The following is an 18,486-nucleotide window of genomic DNA, read 5'->3' as shown; positions in this document are numbered from 1 at the left end:
GTAACTTTAATGTTCCAAAAGCGTCTGTTTAACGGGTCATTCAGGCCCCTGGTTTTTTCTCATTTTGTGGATATCTCATGTTATCGAACAAGTCCTTGGCACTGGCGCTATGCCTCACTATTACTGGCTGTGCACAAACCCCACAAAATGATGCCGAGGGCGGGCATTGGTGGTCATTTGGCTCCGATAAGGCTGCTACCAAGGACGCAGTGAGCCAGGCCGACACCAAGCCGGATGCCAAGCCGGCGGTAGCGGCCAAGGCGCCAGCGCCGGTAGCACCGGCTGCTGCACCTGCACCTGCACCGGTTGCGAAGGCGGATACCGGCTCTAGCTGGTGGCCGTTCTCGTCGAAAGCCGACGACGCCAAGGCAGACCTGAAGGCCGACCTCAAGGCGGCAACGCCTGCCTCCGGCGCCCCGGCTGATGCACCGGCCGCTGCACCTGCCGTTGCCAAGACGGATACCGATACCAAATGGTGGTGGCCGTTCGAAAGCAAGCCAAAGCCATTGGCCAAGGTCGACGTCGCCAACATCCCGATGCCTGATCCAAAAATCACCCAGGCCTGGTTGGACGACTACGAGCCACGCCTGCGTCTCGCGATCAAGGACAGCAACCTGCAACTGGAACGCCGCGACAACGTATTGGTGGTGATTGCTCCGGTTGACGGCTCCTACAACCCGAAACGCCCGGCGATGTTGCTGCCGGTGACCCTGGGTCCGTTCACCCGTGTTGCCAAGGCCGTTGAAGGCGATCCGAAGACCGCCGTACTGGTCCTGGGCCATGTAGATACCTCGGGTGCCGAGCCGGTGAGCCAGGCCCTGACCAAGGAACGTGCACAGTCCATCGCTTCGATCTTCAGCCTCAGCGGCCTGAAGCAGGACCGCCTGATGCTGCGTGGCATGGGTGACCTGATGCCGCGTGCCGCCAACGACAGCAACCAGGGCCGCGCCCTGAACCGTCGCATGGAAATCATGTTCACCCAGCGCACCACCATGCTGGCCCTGTTGAGCAAGTACAACTCGGCCAACCCGCCGAAGGCTGAAATGGTCGCTGTGCAGGACGTTCCTGCTCCAGCCGCTGCTCCGGTCAAAAAATCTGCCGCTCCGGCGAAAAAAACCGTCGCCAAGAAAGCTGCCGCCAAGCCGGCTGCCAAAAAGGCCCCGGCCAAGCCTGCCGCTAAAAAGCCAGCACCTGCCAAGGCCGCCGCTCCAGCTGCTACCAACGACCAGGCGAAGAACTGATTATTTGAGCAAGAAGGATAAAGCCGCATGACCCAGGCACTGGCCGATATGCGCCGTGACTACACACGGGACGGTTTGAGCGAGGCCCAGGCCCCGGATGAACCGTTTGCCTTGTTCCACCAGTGGTTCGCCGACGCGGTGAAAACCGAACAGCCACCGGTGGAGGCCAATGCCATGACCCTGGCTACGGTGGACCAGGACGGTCGCCCGCACTGCCGGATTCTGCTGCTCAAGGGCCTGGATACACAGGGCTTTACCTTCTTCACCAATTATCAGAGCGCCAAGGGCGAACAACTCGCGGCGCGACCGTTTGCCGCCATGACCTTCTTCTGGCCGACCCTGGAGCGCCAGGTGCGCATCGAAGGTCGGGTGGTCAAGGTCTCGCCCGAGGAGTCGGATGCTTACTTCCAGGTCCGTCCCCTGGGTAGCCGCCTGGGTGCCTGGGCTTCACCGCAAAGCCGGGTAATCAGGGACCGCGAAGAGTTGCAGGCGCTGCTCAAGGCCACCGAACAACGCTTCAGCGATACCCAGCCTGATTGCCCCGAACACTGGGGTGGTTACCGCCTGCTGCCGGAGCGCATCGAGTTCTGGCAAGGCCGCGCGAGTCGTTTGCACGACCGCTTGAACTTCCGCTTGCAGGGGGCCGACTGGACCCGTGAGCGCCTGGCGCCCTGAGCCCACCTTTCGTCACCTCGCCTGAATGTAGCGCTGCACGCCGAAGTCTCTAGTCAGAGGCCTTGGATGGGTAGCGCTGCGCTGCGTTATGCGGCCGTTAGCTACAATGATGACAGCGTCCATCAAGATCCTGAGGGAGGTGGGAACGCTACCGTTCGTCGAGTTTTTCGGTACAGGTTCTCTGTACTAAGGCTGAATGAAAACAATTTTCTGCCCGGCATGCCGTGACAGGCGGCAAGCCACAGCGGTTTAATGGATACCTGTCCTTTGGAGTTGATGCTATGCGTAAGTCCGTTTTACTAGTTGCCTGCTTTACCACCCTGTCGCTGCTGCTGGGTGGCTGCGCCTCGAGTCTGACCGGCGACTCGTACTCCCGTGACGAAGCTCGTCGTGTACAGACTGTTCGCATGGGCACCATCGAATCCCTGCGTCCGGTGAAAATCGAAGGCACCAAGACCCCAATCGGCGGCGCTGCGGGCGCAGTCATCGGCGGCGTTGGCGGCAGCGCCATCGGCGGCGGCCGTGGCAGCATCGTGACCGCCGTTATCGGCGCAGTCGCCGGCGGCCTGCTGGGCTCGGCCACCGAGGAAGGCCTGACCCGCACCCAGGGGGTTGAAATCACCGTCCGCGAAGATGATGGCAGCATGCGCGCCTACGTCCAGGCGGTTCAAGAGAACGAAATCTTCCGCATCGGCGACCGCGTCCGCATCATGACGGTGGACGGAACCAGCCGCGTTACTCGTTAAGGGTAAGGTTGCAGGAAAAGAAAAACCCCAACCGGGTGGCCGGTTGGGGTTTTTTGTTGGGGGAGCGATTGTTCTTAACGGTCAGGCTTGTACGAGCGCCTGCTTGCGACTGGCCATCGCCGTCACCGCATACCCGATCAGCGCCGCCAGTATCGACCCGGTCAGGATGCCCATCCGGTCCATACCCGCGTATTCACTGCTGCCCGGCACAAACGCCAGGGAGCCGACAAACAGGCTCATGGTGAAGCCGATGCCGCACAGGACCGCCACGCCCAGCACCTGGCCCCAGTTGGCGCCGGCGGGCAGTGCGGCAAGGCCGGTTTTTACCATGACCCAGGTGAAACCCAGTACGCCAACGGTCTTGCCCAGCAGCAGGCCGGCGGCGATGCCCATTGGCACGTGGTGGGTGAAGCTTTCGAGGTTGACGCCAGCCAGCGAGACGCCGGCATTGGCAAAGGCAAACAGCGGCAGGATCGCGTAGGCCACCCAGGGATGCAGGGCGTGTTCCAGGGTCAGCAGCGGCGATGGCTCGGCGTTTTTGGTGCGCAGCGGGATGCAGAACGCCAATGTAACGCCCGCGAGGGTGGCGTGTACGCCGCTCTTGAGCACGCAGACCCACAGGATCAGCCCGACAATCATGTAGGGCCCCAGCTTGACGACACCCAGCCGGTTCATCGCAATCAAGGCGATCAGGCACGCTGCTGAACCGGCCAACGAGGCGCCGGACAGGTCGGCGGAGTAGAAGAGTGCAATGACGATGATCGCGCCAAGGTCGTCGATGATGGCCAGGGTCATCAGAAACAACTTCAGCGAAACCGGCACGCGCTTGCCCAGCAGGGCCAATACGCCCAGGGCGAAGGCAATGTCGGTGGCCATGGGGATTGCCCAGCCACCCAGGGCGGCCGGGTTGTCCTTGTTCAGCGCCCAATAGATCAGCGCGGGCACGACCATGCCGCCGATGGCTGCCGCTCCCGGCAGTACCACTTGCGAAGGCTTGGACAGTTGGCCGTCGAGCAACTCGCGTTTGACCTCAAGGCCGATCAGCAGGAAGAACAGGGCCATCAGGCCGTCGTTGATCCACAGCAGCGCCGGCTTGGCGATTTTCAGGGCGCCGATTTGTGCGACCACCGGCACGTCGAGAAAACTCGCGTAGAGGTGCGACAGCGGTGAGTTGTTGATGATCAGCGCCAAAGCGGCAGCAGCGATCAGGAGCAGACCGCTGGCGGCTTCCAGCTGGAAGAAACGGGTGAAAGTGCTACGCAGAGGCAAGGGATGCTCTCCAATCAAAGTTCAATAGGTGGGTACCCTAACCCGTACCGTTAGTTGTTAAAACAAAAGTTATATTCTTATTTGTTATAAGGAATCGGTCTGATCACTTGCGCGCCAGACCCCGAAAATTGTGTGTCCAATTGAGTCATGACTGTATCTGTGTGGAGTGTAGGAAACATCCTAAGATCAGGTCTGAAATCCTTAGAGAAACCGATCATGAGCGACAACCGCCAATGGGCCCGCGAAGCCATTCGCATTATTGAAGCGGACTTCCAGCGTAGCGCCGACACCCACCTGATCCCCTTGCCAATGCAGGGTTTGCCAGGTATCGAGTTGTATTTCAAGGATGAGTCCAGCCATCCCACCGGCAGCCTGAAACATCGGTTGGCGCGTTCGTTGTTCCTCTATGCGTTGTGCAACGGCTGGCTCAAGCCCGGTGCACCGGTGATCGAAGCCTCCAGCGGTTCCACGGCGATTTCCGAGGCGTACTTCGCCAGGCTGCTGGGCTTGCCGTTTATTGCGGTGATGCCGGCCACCACTTCCCAGGAAAAGATTGCGCAGATCGCGTTCTACGGGGGCAAGAGCCATCTGGTGCAGGATCCGACGCAGATCTACGCCGAATCCGAGCGCCTGGCGCAGGAAAGCGGTGGCCATTTCATGGACCAGTTCACCTATGCCGAACGTGCCACTGACTGGCGCGCCAACAACAACATCGCTGAATCGATCTTCCAGCAACTGCGCTTTGAGCGTTATCCGGAGCCGAGTTGGCTGATTTCCAGCCCCGGCACGGGTGGCACCACGGCGACGTTGGGGCGTTATGTGCGTTATCGCCAGCACTGCACCCGAGTGTTGTGCGCGGACGCGGAGCGTTCGGTGTTTTTCGACTACTACCTGAGCGGCGACGCCAGCCTGCGCCTGGACTGTGGCTCGCGCATCGAAGGTATTGGCCGGCCACGGGTTGAGGCGTCTTTCCTGCCGAAAGTGATTGATGCGATGGTCAAGGTGCCGGATGCGCTGTCCCTGGCGGCCATGCATTACCTGGCGCAGCGCTTGGGGCGGCGAGTAGGCGGCTCAAGTGGCACCAACCTGATCGGTGCGTTGATCGCGGCGCAGCAGATGAAGGCGGCAGGGGAGTCGGGCTCGATCGTGGCGATCTTGTGTGACGGCGGTGAGCGCTATGCCACGACCTATTACGATCAGGCCTGGCTTGCAGGGCAGGGGTATGAGTTGGAGGGTTTGATTGCGGCCGTTGCGGCGAGTGTCGAGCGGGGGCAACCGTTGCCGGAAAGCATCCTGCGCGCCAATATCTAAAACACCGCGTTATCAATGTGGGAGCGGGCTTGCTCGCGAATGCGGAGTGTCAGCCAATACATGATTCGGCTGATCCACCGCATTCGCGAGCAAGCCCGCTCCCACATTTGATCTGCTGCGTTTTCAGCGCAGTGGTTAAGCCTCCAGGCCCAACATATCCCGCGCCAGCGCCTCGGCAATCCGAATCCCGTCGACACCCGCCGACAAAATCCCACCGGCATAACCGGCACCTTCGCCCGCCGGGAACAGGCCTTTCACGTTCAGGCTCTGCATCGACTCGTTACGGGTAATCCGCAGCGGCGAAGAAGTGCGGGTCTCGATCCCGGTCAGGACCGCGTCGTGCAGCGAGTAGCCCTTGATCTGCTTCTCGAACGCCGGCAACGCTTCGCGGATGGCTTCGATGGCAAACTCCGGCAACGCCAGCGCCAGGTCACCCAGGGCTACGCCGGGCTTGTAGGATGGCTCCACGGTACCGATGGCGGTGGACGGCTTGCCGGCGATGAAATCACCCACCAGCTGCGCCGGTGCTTCGTAGTTGCTGCCGCCGAGGATGAACGCGTGGGATTCCAGGCGTTCCTGCAACTCGATCCCGGCCAGCGGGCCGCCCGGGTAATCCACTTCCGGGGTGATGCCCACCACGATCCCGGAGTTGGCGTTGCGTTCGTTACGGGAGTACTGGCTCATGCCGTTGGTTACTACGCGGTTCGGCTCTGATGTCGCCGCGACCACGGTACCGCCCGGGCACATGCAGAAGCTGTACACCGAACGGCCGTTCTTGGCGTGGTGCACCAGTTTGTAATCGGCGGCCCCGAGTTTCGGGTGGCCGGCGTACTTGCCCAGGCGTGCTGCGTCGATCAGCGACTGCGGGTGTTCGATACGGAAACCCACCGAGAACGGCTTGGCTTCCATGTACACGCCACGGCCATGCAGCATGCGGAAGGTATCGCGGGCGCTGTGGCCGAGGGCCAGGATTACGTGTTTGGACAGGATCTGCTCGCCGCCATCCACCACCACGCCATTCAACTGGCCGTCTTCGATCAGCACGTCGGTGACCCGCTGCTCGAAGCGCACTTCACCGCCCAGGGCGATGATCTGCTGGCGCATGTTTTCCACGACGCCGGTCAGGCGAAACGTACCGATGTGCGGCTTGCTGACGTAGAGGATTTCATCTGGCGCACCGGCCTTGACGAACTCGTGCAGCACCTTGCGACCGTGGAATTTCGGGTCCTTGATCTGGCTGTAGAGCTTGCCGTCGGAGAAGGTCCCGGCGCCGCCTTCACCGAACTGCACGTTGGATTCCGGGTTCAGCACATTCTTGCGCCAAAGGCCCCAGGTGTCCTTGGTGCGCTGGCGCACTTCGCGGCCGCGCTCGAGGATGATCGGCTTGAAACCCATCTGTGCCAGCAACAGCCCGGCGAAGATCCCGCACGGGCCAAAACCGACGACGATCGGCCGCTCGGTCAGGCCTTCCGGCGCATGGCCCACGACCTTGTAGCTGATGTCCGGCGCCGGGTTGACGTTGCGGTCGTCGGCGAACTTGAGCAGCAGGGCCGCCTCGCCTTTGACTTCCAGGTCGATGGTGTAGATGAAGCACAGCTCCGACGATTTCTTGCGGGCGTCGTAGCTGCGTTTGAACAGGGTGAAATCGAGCAGGTCATCACTGGCGATGCCCAGGCGTTGCACAATGGCAGGCCGCAGGTCTTCTTCGGGATGGTCGATGGGCAGCTTGAGTTCGGTGATTCGTAACATGACAGGAATCCGGTAGGCGGCGGGCAAAGAGGCCGGCTGTTTTGCAAACCGGCGATTATAAGCCCCAACAGCGGTTTCCCGTCATGCTAAAACAGCGCAGGGCGCAATCAGTCGTCTCGCGAACCGCCGAACGACGCGCAACCGCGTTGCACCTGGCCGTTGACCCGAAGCTCGGCGGACATGTGCTGCAGGCTGCCGCTGGCGCTGTCGACACAGCGTTGCGGGGCCACCCACAGTTCGATGTGCTGGTTATTCGCTTCGGTCATCAGGTTGAACCGTCCGTCGCCCGATTGCTCTTCCACATACGGCACGGCCAATGGTGGCTGGCCTTCACGCTCCAGCACCATGCCCTTGGCGGTGACGTTCATCGCCCAGGCCGGTTTGTGGCCGTTGGCCCGCAGGATCATGCGCTTGAAGTCCGGGTCATCACAGGCCGAGGTCGAGCGCTCGACGCGGTACACCTGTTGCAGGTCCACCGTGCCCTGGGTGCCGCTGGCGACGCCGGAGAACTTGCCACGCAGGTCGGCAAACAGTGCGCCTTGCTGGCCGGCCAGGGAGGCGGCCTCCTGCAGGATGCTGGTGCCACCGGTGTCGTTGACCACGTAGTTGCGTTTGTCGTTGCAGGGCTGGAACAGCAGTTTGTCACCCTGGGCCGTCAACTCGCCCTGCATGCGGGTCATCCCGGCGAGAGAGGGCTTGGCCGGCTCGTTATCGAACATCTGGCAGGCGGCGAACAGGGGCAGCAGGGCAAACAAGGCTAGGGTACGGGCGGCACGCATCATCGGGTCTCCTGATAAGTGCCGCCACGTTACGCAGGCTGGCGGTGCATCACAAGCCCGGGACACAGGTTGAATAAGGTGTGCCGGGGGCGATCATCCCTGCTGGGACTTTTCCTATAGAGGGATGTGAACGGTCATGGGAACGTCTTTCTCTTTTATTCGGAAAGCCGCGATGACTATTCGATGGAATCTGTGGGGGCTGTTACTGGTGACGGGTTCTGCACTGGGCAGTGAACCGGCGCGGCTGGAGTACTCCTCTGCCACTGACTTTACCGAGATCTCGATCACCGTGAAGAGGACGCCTGACAGTAGCCCGGACTTTATTTCGGTCAATGTCACGCTGAGCCCGGAGGCCAGGGCCCGCACGGCTGCAATTACTTTACTGGCTTACAACAAGCAGGTTTCGACATACGTAGACGGCTACAACGTGAGTGATGGCGCCACTGTCATGGGTGTGCTGAACACACGAGAAATACAGTTTTCCGTCCCCCAGGACATGCTCCGTAAATGGATGCCCTGGGTTCAACGGTGACGGCTTTTCAGGCTGGTCAACCAACGATAAACGTCTGCCCGGTCTGCAAGCCTTCCACGCTTTTCGCGTAGGCCAACGCCACTTCTGCACCCGGAGCCGGTTTGTACCCACGGAAGTACGGCGCGTAGCTGCCCATGGCTTCCAGCAGGACGGTAGGGCTGACCGAGTTGATGCGCAGGCCGCGGGGCAGTTCGATCGCAGCGGCTTTCACGAATGCATCCAGCGCGCCGTTGACCAGGGCAGCCGAAGCACCGGTGCGAATCGGATCGCGGTTGAGAATGCCGCTGGTGAAGGTGAACGACGCGCCGTCATTGGCGAACTCGCGGCCAATCAGCAGCAGGTTGACCTGGCCCATCAGCTTGTCTTGCAGGCCCAGGTCAAAATCGGTTTCGCTCATGTCGCCCAGGGGCACGAAGTTGACGCTGCCGGCGGCGCAGATCAGTGCGTCGAATTTGCCGGTCTGTTCGAACAGTTTGCGGATCGAGGCGCTGTCGCTGATATCGACCTGGAAGTCGCCACTTTTGCGACCGATGCTGATCACTTCATGCCGTTGGGACAGTTCTGCCTTGACCGCCGAACCCACGGTGCCGCTTGCGCCAATCAACAGGATTTTCATCGTGCCTTCCTCCAGATGTGTAGGTGAGGTTTCAGTCTAGAGTGATTTTTTGCGCGGATAAGTGCACTAATAGGCAACCTTTGGTTTTCAATTGGAAACAATCCATGAGCGAAATGGATGACCTCGCCGCATTTGCCGTGTTGATCGAAGCCGGCAGCTTTACCTTGGCGGCCCAGCAACTGGGCTGCAGCAAAGGGCAACTGTCCAAGCGCATCAGCCAGTTGGAAGCGCAGTTTTCGGTGGTGTTGTTGCATCGCACCACCCGCCGCCTGAGCGTGACGGCGGCGGGTGCGGCGCTGTTGCCGCAAGCCCAGGCGTTGGTGGTCCAGGTGGAGCGGGCACGTCAGGCATTGGCCAGGCTCAAGGATGATCTCGTCGGCCCGGTGCGTATGACGGTTCCGGTTTCCCTGGGCGAAACCTTCTTCGATGGGTTGCTGCTGGAGTTTTCCCGGGAGTACCCACAGGTGCAGATCGAACTGGAGCTCAACAATCAGTATCGGGACCTGGCACGGGACGGTTTTGATCTGGCGGTGCGTTCGGAGGTCGCTAACGACGAGCGTCTGGTCGCCAAGCCGTTGCTCGCCTGGCACGAGATGACCTGCGCCAGCCCGGCTTACCTGGAACAGCACGGCGAGCCGCTGACGCCGGCGGAACTGGTGGGCCACAACTGCTTGCTGAACAGCCACTACAGCGGCCGTGAAGAGTGGCTGTATCACCAGCAGCATGAGCTGCTGCGGGTTCGCGTATCCGGGACCTTTGCCTCCAACCATTACAACTTGTTGAAGAAGGCTGCACTGGTGGGGGCGGGCATCGCGCGCTTGCCGTCCTACGTGCTGCACGCGGAATTGGCTGACGGTCGCCTGCGCTGGCTCCTGCGGGATTATCAGACCCGCAGCATGCCGATGTACCTGGTCCATCCGTATCAGGGCGGCCTGCCGCGCCGCACCCAGGTACTCGCAGATTATCTGGTGGGCTGGTTCAAGCGCAGCGGCGAAGCCCTCGATCGCCTTTAGCGGTAGCGCCGGGCGATCAGATGATCAATCGAGAAGCTGCCCGGCCCCTTGGCCATCAACAGCAGCAGCAATGCGATCCAGGTGCCGTGGGTCGGGTAGGCGTCCGGGTAGACGAAAAGCTGGATGGTCAGGGTCATGCCCAGCAGCGCCAGCGCCGAGAATCGCGTGGCAAACCCCACGAGGATCAGCACCGGGAAGAAATGCTCGGCGAACGCAGCCATGTGCGCCGCCACTTCCGCAGACAGCAGCGGCACGTGGTATTCGCTGCGAAACAGCGGCAGGGTGGACGGCGCCAAGTGCGGCCAGCCCAGCTGGAAGGTACCGCCGATCAGGTCCACGGCGAAGCCTTCGACCTTGGTCTGGCCGGATTTCCAGAACACCGCTGCGATAGAGAAGCGTGCGACAAAGGCGATCAGGCTGTAGGGGATTTTCTCGAAGCACTGGATGATCCGTTGGATCAGCCCGGGAGCGGTGGTGTTCATGGCGATACCTTGGGTTCTGTGTGCAAGTGGGTGATGGCGCCGTGACCGATCAGCAGGGCCAGGCATTGGTGCAGGTCAAATTCGGCGGCCGCATCGAGGGCGTAGGCCACGGCCATTTCCAACGGCCAACCGTTGTTCAGGCTGTTGATAAACGTCGCTGAGCCGCTGTCGATGTGAAATACCTGCACGTGCAGGCCATTGCGTAGCACCAGCGCGCTTTGGGCATGGAAGGGGTCGAGGGTGGCGAGGGATTCGCCGGTCTGATGCGCCGCCCATAAAGCCACCACGGCGTAGGCCGAGTTCAGGGTGGCCAGGGATGGATGCAGTTGCAGGCGCAGTTCGCCCAGGTCCGACTGTTGTTGCAGGGTGGCGATGACCTCCTGTTGATCCAGTGGCTGTGCGTCTGCCGCGTGGTAGGCCCTCACCCGCAATCGCTCCAGGCGCGCCACATCAGCCAGGTAAGGCACGCTGGCGGCGGGCGCGAAGCCCTGGATAAAGTCCGCCAGGTCGCTGCCGTACTCATTGATCAGAGGGCTTGTCGGCGGGAAACCCTGGACATACACACCGGCCATCGCCCGAAAAAACTCATCGCCCACCAGTTGCAGGGTGACCGGGTAGCCGGCGGCCAGCGCGTTGATCAGCGAGCTATGGACATTGTTGCGATACACCGCAAAACGACTGGCCGGATCGGCGCCGTTGCAGCTGAACAAGCCTTGCGGGCAGTTTTCCTCGGGGGACAGCAGGGCGCGGCTAAAGACGTCCTGGCGGCTCATGCACGCACCTCCAGCAGAAACCGGTCGGCCTCGCGTGCTTCAGCGTGCAGCACGCTGAACGCCGGCACCTGGTTGTCGCGCTCGATCAGCGTGGCGACCGGGCCGGTGCGGGTGAGCACGTGCTGGTAGAGCTGCCATACCGCGTTGTCGATGGGGGCGCCGTGATCGTCAATCAGCAAACGGTCGCCGAGGCTGTCGGTGTCTTCGGCAAACCCTGCCAGGTGAATCTCGCCCACGGCGTGCAACGGCAAGGCCTCGATGTACTTCAGCGGGTCTTGCTGATGGTTGATGCACGACACATACACATTGTTCACGTCCAGCAGCAGCCCGCAGCCGGTGCGGCGAATCGCTTCGCTGATGAAGTCGGTCTCTTCCAGGGTGGAGCACTGGAATTGCAGATAGGTCGACGGGTTCTCCAGCAGCATGGTCCGCTGCAGGCGGGTTTGTACCTGGTCGATGTGTTCGCACACCCGCTTCAGGGTTTCATCGTCATACGCCAGCGGCAGCAAATCATTGAGAAACACCGGGCCGTGGCTGGACCAGGCCAGGTGTTCGGAAAAGGAGTGGGGTTGATAGCGTTCGATCAGCGTGGCCAAGCGCGCCAGGTGCTCGTCGTTCAGCGGACCTTCGCCGCCAATGGACAGGCCTACACCGTGCAGCGACAGCGGGTACTGTTCGCGGATCAAGCCCAGGTAGTGATGGAAAGGCCCGCCGGCCACCATGTAGTTTTCGGCGTGGACTTCAAAAAAACCGATATCGGGGGACGTCTCGAGCACTTCACTGAAGTGCTCGTTCTTGAGCCCCAGCCCGGCCCGAGGGGGGAGGCCGGGCGCCTGAGCCTGGGAGATGGAGTGGGTGAATGAGAGCGTCATCGTCAGTACTCAGGCTGTGCAGGGTTTCAGGACTTGGCGGTGAAGGCAGCTTCCTGGCCGAAGCCGGTTGGCGAGGTGGTGCTTGGGGTTTTCAGGCAGGTACCGGCCGGGACCAGTTTCCAGGCGTTGGCCTGATCCTTGACCTTCGAGGTGCCCGCGCAGGAAGTGCCCGCGCCTGCGGCGCAATCGTTCTTGCCGGCTTCGGCTACACCGAAGCATTTCTGCATGTCATCGGCGGCGTGGGCGGTGGTGGTCAGGGCGGACAGGCTCAGGGCAGAACCCAGGGCCAGGACGAGGGTGGCGGCGGACAGCGAGCGGGTTTTGGTAGTCATGGTGTATCTCCAGCAGTGGGTTGAGTTGGCAAGCATGTTCGCCTGCTTACACCACTAGAGAAAGGGGGAAGGGATTCGTTACAAAGCCGGGGAAAATAATTTCAGGTTTCGCCAAAGTCTTTGGTTCACACCAAACAAATGTGGGAGCGGGCTTGCTCGCGAAGGCAGTGGGTCAGTCACCAAACAAGTTGGCTGATCCACTGCCTTCGCGAGCAAGCCCGCTCCCACAAAAGCCCGCTCATACATTGACCAGATGGGCATCAACCGCCCAAATAAGCCTCACGTACTTTCGGATCGGTCAGCAGTTGTTCGCCGCTGCCCTGCATCACCACGCGGCCGTTTTCCAGCACGTAGGCGCGGTCGGCAATCTTCAGCGCCTGGTTGGCGTTCTGCTCCACCAGGAACACTGTCACACCGTCCTTGCGCAGCTGTTCGATGATGTCGAAGATCTGCTGGATGATGATCGGCGCCAACCCCAGGGACGGTTCGTCCAGCAACAACAGCTTGGGCTTGCTCATCAGCGCGCGGCCGATGGCGAGCATTTGCTGTTCGCCGCCGGACATGGTGCCGCCGCGCTGGCTGAAGCGTTCCTTGAGCCGCGGGAACAGGTGCAGCACCTTGTCCATCTGCTCCTGGTAATCGCCCTTGTCGGTGAAGAACCCGCCCATGGCGAGGTTCTCTTCCACGGTCAGGCGGGCAAATACCCGGCGGCCTTCCGGAACCACGGCAATGCTCTTGCGCATGATCTCGGAGGAGGCCTGGCCCACCAGCTCCTCACCCATGTAGCGGATGCTGCCGCTGTGAGCCTGGGGCGAACCGCACAGGGTCATCAGCAGCGTGGATTTACCGGCACCGTTGGCGCCGATCAGGGTAACGATTTCGCCCTGGCGCACTTCCACGTTGACGCTGTGCAGCGCCTGGATCTTGCCGTAGAAAGTGGAAACGTTTTCGAATTGCAGCATTTTACGCTTCCCCCAAATAGGCTTTGATCACTTCCGGGTTGTCGCGGATCTGCTCCGGCGTACCGTCGGCCAGTGGCGTGCCCTGGTTGATCACGACGATATGGTCGGAAATGCTCATGACCAGTTTCATGTCGTGTTCGATCAGCAGCACGGTGGCGTTGTTTTCTTCACGCAGCACACTGATCAGCGCCTTGAGGTCTTCTGTTTCCTTCGGGTTCAAGCCGGCGGCCGGTTCGTCGAGCATGAGGATCCGCGGGCGGGTCATCATGCAGCGGGCGATTTCCAGGCGCCGTTGCTGACCGTAGGCCAGGGTGCCGGCAGGACGGTTGGCAAACTCGGTGAGGTTGACCTTGTCCAGCCAGTACGCTGCATATTCCATGGCCTCGCGCTCGCTCTTGCGGAACGACGGCGTCTTGAACAGGCCGGCAAAGAAGTTGGTGTTCAGGTGGCGATGCTGGGCGATCAACAGGTTCTCGACCGCCGTCATGTCCTTGAACAACCGCACGTTCTGGAAGGTGCGCACCACGCCCTTGCGGGCGATCTCGTGGCCGGCCAGGCCCTGGATCGGCTGGCCGTCCAGCAGGATGGTGCCGCCAGCCGGCTTGTAGAAGCCGGTCAGGCAGTTGAACACCGTGGTCTTGCCGGCGCCGTTGGGGCCGATCAGGGCCACGACTTGTTTCTCTTGCACGGTCAGGGCCACGCCGTTGACCGCCAGCAAACCGCCGAAGCGCATGCTCAAGTTTTCGACTTTCAGGATCTCGCGGCTCATTTGCGCAGCTCCATGTGGGGACGTTGCATGGGCAGCAGGCCTTGAGGTCGCCAGATCATCATCAGCACCATCATGGCGCCGAACATCAACATGCGGTATTCGCTGAATTCACGCATCATTTCCGGCAGCAGGATCATCACGATCGCCGCGAGGATCACGCCCAGCTGCGAGCCCATGCCGCCCAGTACCACGATGGCGAGGATGATTGCCGACTCGATGAAGGTGAACGACTCCGGCGTCACCAAACCTTGGCGAGCGGCGAAGAAGCTGCCGGCAAAACCGGCGAAGGTTGCCCCGAGGGTGAATGCCGAAAGCTTGATGACGGTCGGGTTCATGCCTAGTGCACGGCAGGCGATTTCATCTTCGCGCAACGCTTCCCACGCGCGGCCGATCGGCATGCGCAGCAGGCGGTTGATCACGAACAGCGCCGCCAGTGCCAGCAGCAGGGCCACCAGGTACAGGAACACCACTTTGCTCACCGGGTTGTAGTCGATCCCGAAGTACTCGTGGAACGTCTGCATGCCTTCGGCCGCGGTGCGGTCGAACGTCAGCCCGAAGAACGTCGGCTTGGGAATGCTGCTGATGCCGTTGGGGCCGCCGGTGATATCGGTGAGGTTACGCAGGAACAGACGGATGATTTCACCGAAGCCCAGGGTCACGATCGCCAGATAGTCACCGCGCAAGCGCAGTACCGGGAAGCCCAGCAGGAAGCCAAATGTGGCCGCCGCCATGCCGGCCAGTGGAAGGCAGATCCAGAAGCCCCAGCCCAGGTAATGCGAGAGCAGCGCGTAGGTGTAGGCACCCACCGCGTAGAAGCCCACATAGCCCAGGTCGAGCAAGCCGGCGAGACCCACCACGATGTTCAGGCCCAGGCCCAGCAACACGTAGATCAGGATCAGCGTCGCGATATCCACCGCACCACGGGAGCCGAAGAACGGCCAGATCAACGCGGCCACGATCAGGCCGATGATGATGTAGCGCTGGGTGCGCGGCAGGGTCAGGAACTGGCTGACCTTGGGCGATACCAACGGGCCACGGTTGGACTTGAGGAGTGCCCCGACCTGCTGAGTGAACAGCACGCGCAGGAACATCAACACCGAGCACAGGGCAATGATGGTCAACGTCACGGGACCGGTGCCATGCACTTCAAGGTTGATCCCGACAATGCTCAACTTGAGCCCGAGTACCGGGAAGGCCACGGCCCAGACCAGCAAGGCGCTGAAAAACGCCGATTTAAGATATCTGCTCATACTTTCTCAACCTCCGGACGGCCCAGAATGCCGGTCGGCCGGAACAACAGCACCAGAACCAATAGACCGAATGCCACCACGTCCTTGTACTGGTCACCGAATACGTCGGCGCCAAAGGCTTCAGCCACACCCAGCACCAGCCCGCCGAGCATCGCGCCCGGAATGCTGCCGATGCCGCCCAATACCGCCGCGGTGAAGGCCTTGAGGCCCACCAGGAAACCGGCGTTGGGGTTGATCACGCCGTACTGCATGCTCAGCAACACGGCAGCGATAGCCGCCAGTGCGGCACCGATGACGAAGGTCAGGGCGATGATGTTGTTGGTGTTGATGCCCAACAGGTTGGCCATCTTGATGTCTTCGGCGCAGGCCCGGCAGGCGCGCCCCAGACGGGAGCGAGAGATGAACAGGGTCAGGCCGAGCATCGCCACCAGGGTGACGACGAAGACCAGGATCTGCATATAGGAAATCAGCACTTCCTGTGCGCCGCCTGGGCCGAAGGAGATGCTCCCCGGGATCAGGTTGGGAATGGATTTGTCCTTGGAGTCCTGGGACAGCAATACGGTGTTCTGCAGGAAAATCGACATGCCGATTGCGGAGATCAGCGGGATCAAGCGGTTGCTGCCACGCAAGGGGCGGTACGCAACGCGTTCGATACTGTAGCCATAGGCACTGGTTACGACGATGGACGCCAGGAATGCAGCGGTCATCAACAGCGGCAGGGAATGGATACCCAGCATGGCCAGCCCGGCAAGGGCGATGAAGGCCACGTAGGAACCAATCATGTACACCTCGCCATGGGCGAAGTTAATCATTCCAATGATGCCGTAAACCATTGTGTAGCCAATGGCTATCAAGGCATAGGTGCTGCCAACGGTCATGCCGTTAACCAGCGTTTGGAAAAAATGATAGATCTCAGGCATTACAGCGCTCCTAAAAACCCGATACGCATTTCACTGGTGGAGTCAATTTCCGGCTCGGTGCCCTGTTCTGTGATCAGGTTGCACAAAGCGTTTGCCAGCGAACCGCTGGTGACGGTTTTAAGATTTTCAGGTGAGCCAGCGCCCGGATCGCGGGTGACAGGCCCATAAACCTCGTAAAACAAAGCCCACTGCTTGCACAGTGGGCTTGTTGACCAGTAACGCCTGGCTTACTGAGGGGAAACTTCGGTTTTTGGTTTGCCGAAGTGCCATTCGTAGACCACGAACTTGAAGTCCTTCAGGTCGCCCTTGGCGTCGAAGCTCAGGTCGCCGGTCGGGGTCTTGAAGGTACCGGCGTGGATGGCCGCTGCCACCTTGGCGGTGTCTTCGCTCTTCGCGGCAGCGATACCGCCGGCGATCACTTCAACAGCCGAGTAGGCCGGGAACACGAACGGACCGGTTGGGTCCTGCTTGTTCTTGGTGAACTCTTCAACGATTGCCTTGTTGGCAGGATCGGTGTCGAAGGATTTCGGCAGGGTAACCAGCAGGCCTTCGGAAGCGCCCTGGGCGATTTGCGAGATGGAGTCGTTGCCGACGCCTTCAGGGCCCATGAACTTGGCGTTCACGCCTTTTTCCTTGGCTTGGCGCAGGATCAGGCCCAGCTCAGGGTGGTAGCCGCCGTAGTAGACGAAGTCGACGTTGGCTTGCTTGAGCTTCTGGATCAGCGAACCGAAGTCTTTGTCGCCAGCGTTGATGCCTTCGAAGAGGGCAACTTTCACGCCTTTCTTCTCGAGGGTTTGTTTGACGGCGGTGGCGATGCCTTCACCGTATTGCTGTTTGTCGTGAATAACGGCTACGACTTTCGGCTTCACGTGGTCGGCGATGTAGTTACCGGCGGCTGGGCCCTGGGCGCTGTCCAGGCCGATGGTGCGGAAGACCAGCTTGTAGCCACGGGACGTGATTTCCGGGCTGGTGGCAGCCGGGGTGATCATGATCACGCCTTCGTCTTCGTAGATGTCGGATGCTGGCTGAGTGGAGCTGGAGCAAAGGTGACCGACCACGAACTTGACGCCGTCGTTGACCACTTTGTTGGCTACGGCCACGGCTTGTTTTGGATCGCAAGCGTCGTCGTATTCCTTGGCTTCGAGCATTTTGCCATCTACGCCGCCCTTGGCGTTGATGTCGGCGATGGCCTGCTTGGCACCCATGAACTGCATGTCGCCGTACTGGGTCACAGGGCCGGTTTTAGGGCCGGCAATACCGATCTTGATGGTGTCAGCTGCGAACGAATGGCTGGCAACCCCGGCCAGGACCATAGCGGCAAACAGTTTGGAAATCTGCTTAGTAGCCTTATTCATAGTGCTCCACTCTTACTGTTGTATTTTTTATAGTTCTAGCGGCCTTGTGAGCTGCAGAACCGGATCAGATATCTCGGATATCCCCCGGCAGCGGCCTGGCAACTGTACCGGTACAGTGTAGAGCGCCGGTTGATCGCTTGAAAAGCTGGCTGCTGGGGGCAAAACCCGGGTATGTCGCTTAAATGAAAGAAAAAGACAGAATTGCGGCGGGGTGATGCCAGAGTTTCGGGCAATCCTTGGCTTTCCTGACACTTTCGTTCGGTGCCTCATTTGCAACTGGGTTTTTCTGCCTGGGGCTCGACGGTATGATTGCGCCGATTTTTTCTTCAGGTGAACTCCCATGACGCAAGAACCTAGCACCCTCTATGCCAAGCTGCTTGGTGAAACTGCCGAAATTTCCTGGAAGGAGCTTGAGCCGTTCTTTGCCAAGGGTGCCCTATTGTGGGTCGACGCCGGGCTGGATTTGATCGAGGCCGCCGAGGGCATGGCTGAGGACAACCGTGAGAAAGTCGCTGCCTGGCTGGCTGCGGGGAGTCTTGGCGAGGTGTCTGCGACGCGGGCATTGGACCTGGTTGAGCGGGAGCCGAGTTTGTGGGCGGTGGTGGTTTCGCCGTGGATTCTGATCCAGGAAAGGGCAGTGTAGGAAATGCATGCGCGAAAAAGGTGCGTGATTTTTCCGAGTTTAAGTGTGTAGGCGGGTAACTGCATTTGCGGTGATGGCACCTTGCCGTAGAGAAAGGTCACAGGCGGGGGTTACGTGCGCGTCATGGGAACAGTTTTGGTAGCGGCGGAGTGCGGGGGGAATTGTTTCTGGGTATGTGTACATATCCGTTATTTAGG

The 18,486-nt window shown here is 60.7% G+C and carries 21 protein-coding genes; 7 read left to right on the top strand and 14 right to left on the bottom strand.

Translation table 11 applies throughout. From position 1 onward, the window contains the following. The first annotated feature begins 77 nt into the window (after window positions 1-77). The 3 genes from HX869_RS03960 (at window position 78) to HX869_RS03950 (ending at window position 2,662) form a co-directional block, all read left to right on the top strand. The gene (locus HX869_RS03960) at window positions 78-1,241 is read left to right on the top strand and encodes an OmpA family protein (protein ID WP_178902765.1); all 1,164 of its coding nucleotides are present in this window, start codon (window positions 78-80) and stop codon (window positions 1,239-1,241) included. Window positions 1,242-1,268: 27 nt separating this feature from the next. Then, window positions 1,269-1,916 carry a pyridoxamine 5'-phosphate oxidase gene (pdxH, locus tag HX869_RS03955; RefSeq protein ID WP_003211693.1) on the top strand — a complete coding sequence of 216 codons (648 nt, stop codon included), beginning with the start codon at window positions 1,269-1,271 and terminating at the stop codon, window positions 1,914-1,916. A gap of 281 nt (window positions 1,917-2,197) precedes the next feature. Beyond that, window positions 2,198-2,662, top strand: a complete 465-nt coding sequence (locus HX869_RS03950) for a glycine zipper 2TM domain-containing protein (RefSeq protein WP_003189251.1) — start codon at window positions 2,198-2,200, stop codon at window positions 2,660-2,662. A gap of 81 nt (window positions 2,663-2,743) precedes the next feature. Here the strand turns inward: HX869_RS03950 and nhaA are convergent, their stop codons facing one another. Continuing rightward, a complete protein-coding gene (gene nhaA, locus HX869_RS03945) occupies window positions 2,744-3,931 on the bottom strand; it encodes a Na+/H+ antiporter NhaA (protein ID WP_178902764.1) in 1,188 nt (395 codons plus the stop codon). A 213-nt stretch (window positions 3,932-4,144) separates the two neighbouring features. Between nhaA and HX869_RS03940 the strand changes: the two genes are divergently transcribed. Further along, window positions 4,145-5,242, top strand: a complete 1,098-nt coding sequence (locus tag HX869_RS03940; RefSeq protein ID WP_173406096.1) for a PLP-dependent cysteine synthase family protein — start codon at window positions 4,145-4,147, stop codon at window positions 5,240-5,242. 135 nt (window positions 5,243-5,377) lie between these two features. On the opposite strand, the gene HX869_RS03935 is transcribed toward HX869_RS03940, so the two are convergent. Continuing rightward, complete coding sequence (locus HX869_RS03935; RefSeq protein ID WP_102368251.1) at window positions 5,378-6,991, bottom strand: NAD(P)/FAD-dependent oxidoreductase; 1,614 nt, start codon at window positions 6,989-6,991, stop codon at window positions 5,378-5,380. A gap of 107 nt (window positions 6,992-7,098) precedes the next feature. After that, window positions 7,099-7,770: a COG3650 family protein gene (locus HX869_RS03930; protein ID WP_003211681.1), complete on the bottom strand. Its 672-nt coding sequence runs from the start codon at window positions 7,768-7,770 to the stop codon at window positions 7,099-7,101. Between the two features lie 136 nt (window positions 7,771-7,906). Between HX869_RS03930 and HX869_RS03925 the strand changes: the two genes are divergently transcribed. After that, window positions 7,907-8,302, top strand: a complete 396-nt coding sequence (locus tag HX869_RS03925; protein ID WP_008432073.1) for a hypothetical protein — start codon at window positions 7,907-7,909, stop codon at window positions 8,300-8,302. A 16-nt stretch (window positions 8,303-8,318) separates the two neighbouring features. Here HX869_RS03925 and HX869_RS03920 read toward each other — a convergent pair whose 3' ends face one another. Next, complete coding sequence (locus HX869_RS03920; RefSeq protein ID WP_003211677.1) at window positions 8,319-8,918, bottom strand: short chain dehydrogenase; 600 nt, start codon at window positions 8,916-8,918, stop codon at window positions 8,319-8,321. 104 nt (window positions 8,919-9,022) lie between these two features. Here HX869_RS03920 and HX869_RS03915 point away from each other — a divergent pair, with 104 nt between their 5' ends. Continuing rightward, entirely contained in the window at window positions 9,023-9,931 is a 909-nt protein-coding gene (locus tag HX869_RS03915) for a LysR family transcriptional regulator (protein ID WP_178902763.1), read from the top strand. On the opposite strand, the gene HX869_RS03910 is transcribed toward HX869_RS03915, so the two are convergent. The 10 genes from HX869_RS03910 to HX869_RS03865 form a co-directional block, all read right to left on the bottom strand. After that, window positions 9,928-10,413 carry a DoxX family protein gene (locus tag HX869_RS03910; RefSeq protein WP_008432068.1) on the bottom strand — a complete coding sequence of 162 codons (486 nt, stop codon included), beginning with the start codon at window positions 10,411-10,413 and terminating at the stop codon, window positions 9,928-9,930. The two genes, HX869_RS03915 and HX869_RS03910, sit on opposite strands and share 4 nt — an antisense overlap. Next, window positions 10,410-11,186, bottom strand: coding sequence for a DUF2063 domain-containing protein (locus tag HX869_RS03905; RefSeq protein WP_087693196.1), 777 nt, complete (start codon window positions 11,184-11,186; stop codon window positions 10,410-10,412). The genes HX869_RS03910 and HX869_RS03905 overlap by 4 nt, the downstream gene beginning before the upstream one ends. Next, the gene (locus tag HX869_RS03900) at window positions 11,183-12,058 is read right to left on the bottom strand and encodes a DUF692 domain-containing protein (RefSeq protein WP_178902762.1); all 876 of its coding nucleotides are present in this window, start codon (window positions 12,056-12,058) and stop codon (window positions 11,183-11,185) included. Before HX869_RS03900 ends, HX869_RS03905 begins: the two co-directional genes overlap by 4 nt. A gap of 26 nt (window positions 12,059-12,084) precedes the next feature. Beyond that, a complete protein-coding gene (locus HX869_RS03895) occupies window positions 12,085-12,390 on the bottom strand; it encodes a DUF2282 domain-containing protein (protein ID WP_003211666.1) in 306 nt (101 codons plus the stop codon). 260 nt (window positions 12,391-12,650) lie between these two features. Then, a complete protein-coding gene (locus HX869_RS03890; protein WP_003211664.1) occupies window positions 12,651-13,352 on the bottom strand; it encodes an ABC transporter ATP-binding protein in 702 nt (233 codons plus the stop codon). Between the two features lies 1 nt (window position 13,353). After that, complete coding sequence (livG, locus tag HX869_RS03885) at window positions 13,354-14,121, bottom strand: high-affinity branched-chain amino acid ABC transporter ATP-binding protein LivG (RefSeq protein WP_003211663.1); 768 nt, start codon at window positions 14,119-14,121, stop codon at window positions 13,354-13,356. Beyond that, on the bottom strand, window positions 14,118-15,371 hold the full coding sequence (locus HX869_RS03880) for a high-affinity branched-chain amino acid ABC transporter permease LivM (protein ID WP_003211661.1): 1,254 nt from the start codon (window positions 15,369-15,371) through the stop codon (window positions 14,118-14,120). Before HX869_RS03880 ends, livG begins: the two co-directional genes overlap by 4 nt. Next, entirely contained in the window at window positions 15,368-16,291 is a 924-nt protein-coding gene (livH, locus tag HX869_RS03875) for a high-affinity branched-chain amino acid ABC transporter permease LivH (protein WP_003211659.1), read from the bottom strand. The genes HX869_RS03880 and livH overlap by 4 nt, the downstream gene beginning before the upstream one ends. Then, window positions 16,291-16,473, bottom strand: a complete 183-nt coding sequence (locus HX869_RS03870; protein WP_003211657.1) for a hypothetical protein — start codon at window positions 16,471-16,473, stop codon at window positions 16,291-16,293. Before HX869_RS03870 ends, livH begins: the two co-directional genes overlap by 1 nt. 45 nt (window positions 16,474-16,518) lie before the next feature. Beyond that, a complete protein-coding gene (locus HX869_RS03865) occupies window positions 16,519-17,646 on the bottom strand; it encodes a branched-chain amino acid ABC transporter substrate-binding protein (RefSeq protein WP_003211654.1) in 1,128 nt (375 codons plus the stop codon). A 340-nt stretch (window positions 17,647-17,986) separates the two neighbouring features. Between HX869_RS03865 and HX869_RS03860 the strand changes: the two genes are divergently transcribed. Beyond that, on the top strand, window positions 17,987-18,289 hold the full coding sequence (locus HX869_RS03860) for a DUF2288 domain-containing protein (protein ID WP_177029455.1): 303 nt from the start codon (window positions 17,987-17,989) through the stop codon (window positions 18,287-18,289). The last annotated feature ends 197 nt before the right edge of the window (window positions 18,290-18,486 follow it).

This window comes from Pseudomonas sp. P7779, from assembly GCF_013386315.1.
GTDB lineage: Bacteria > Pseudomonadota > Gammaproteobacteria > Pseudomonadales > Pseudomonadaceae > Aquipseudomonas.
This window is presented reverse-complemented; position numbering and strand designations above follow the sequence as displayed.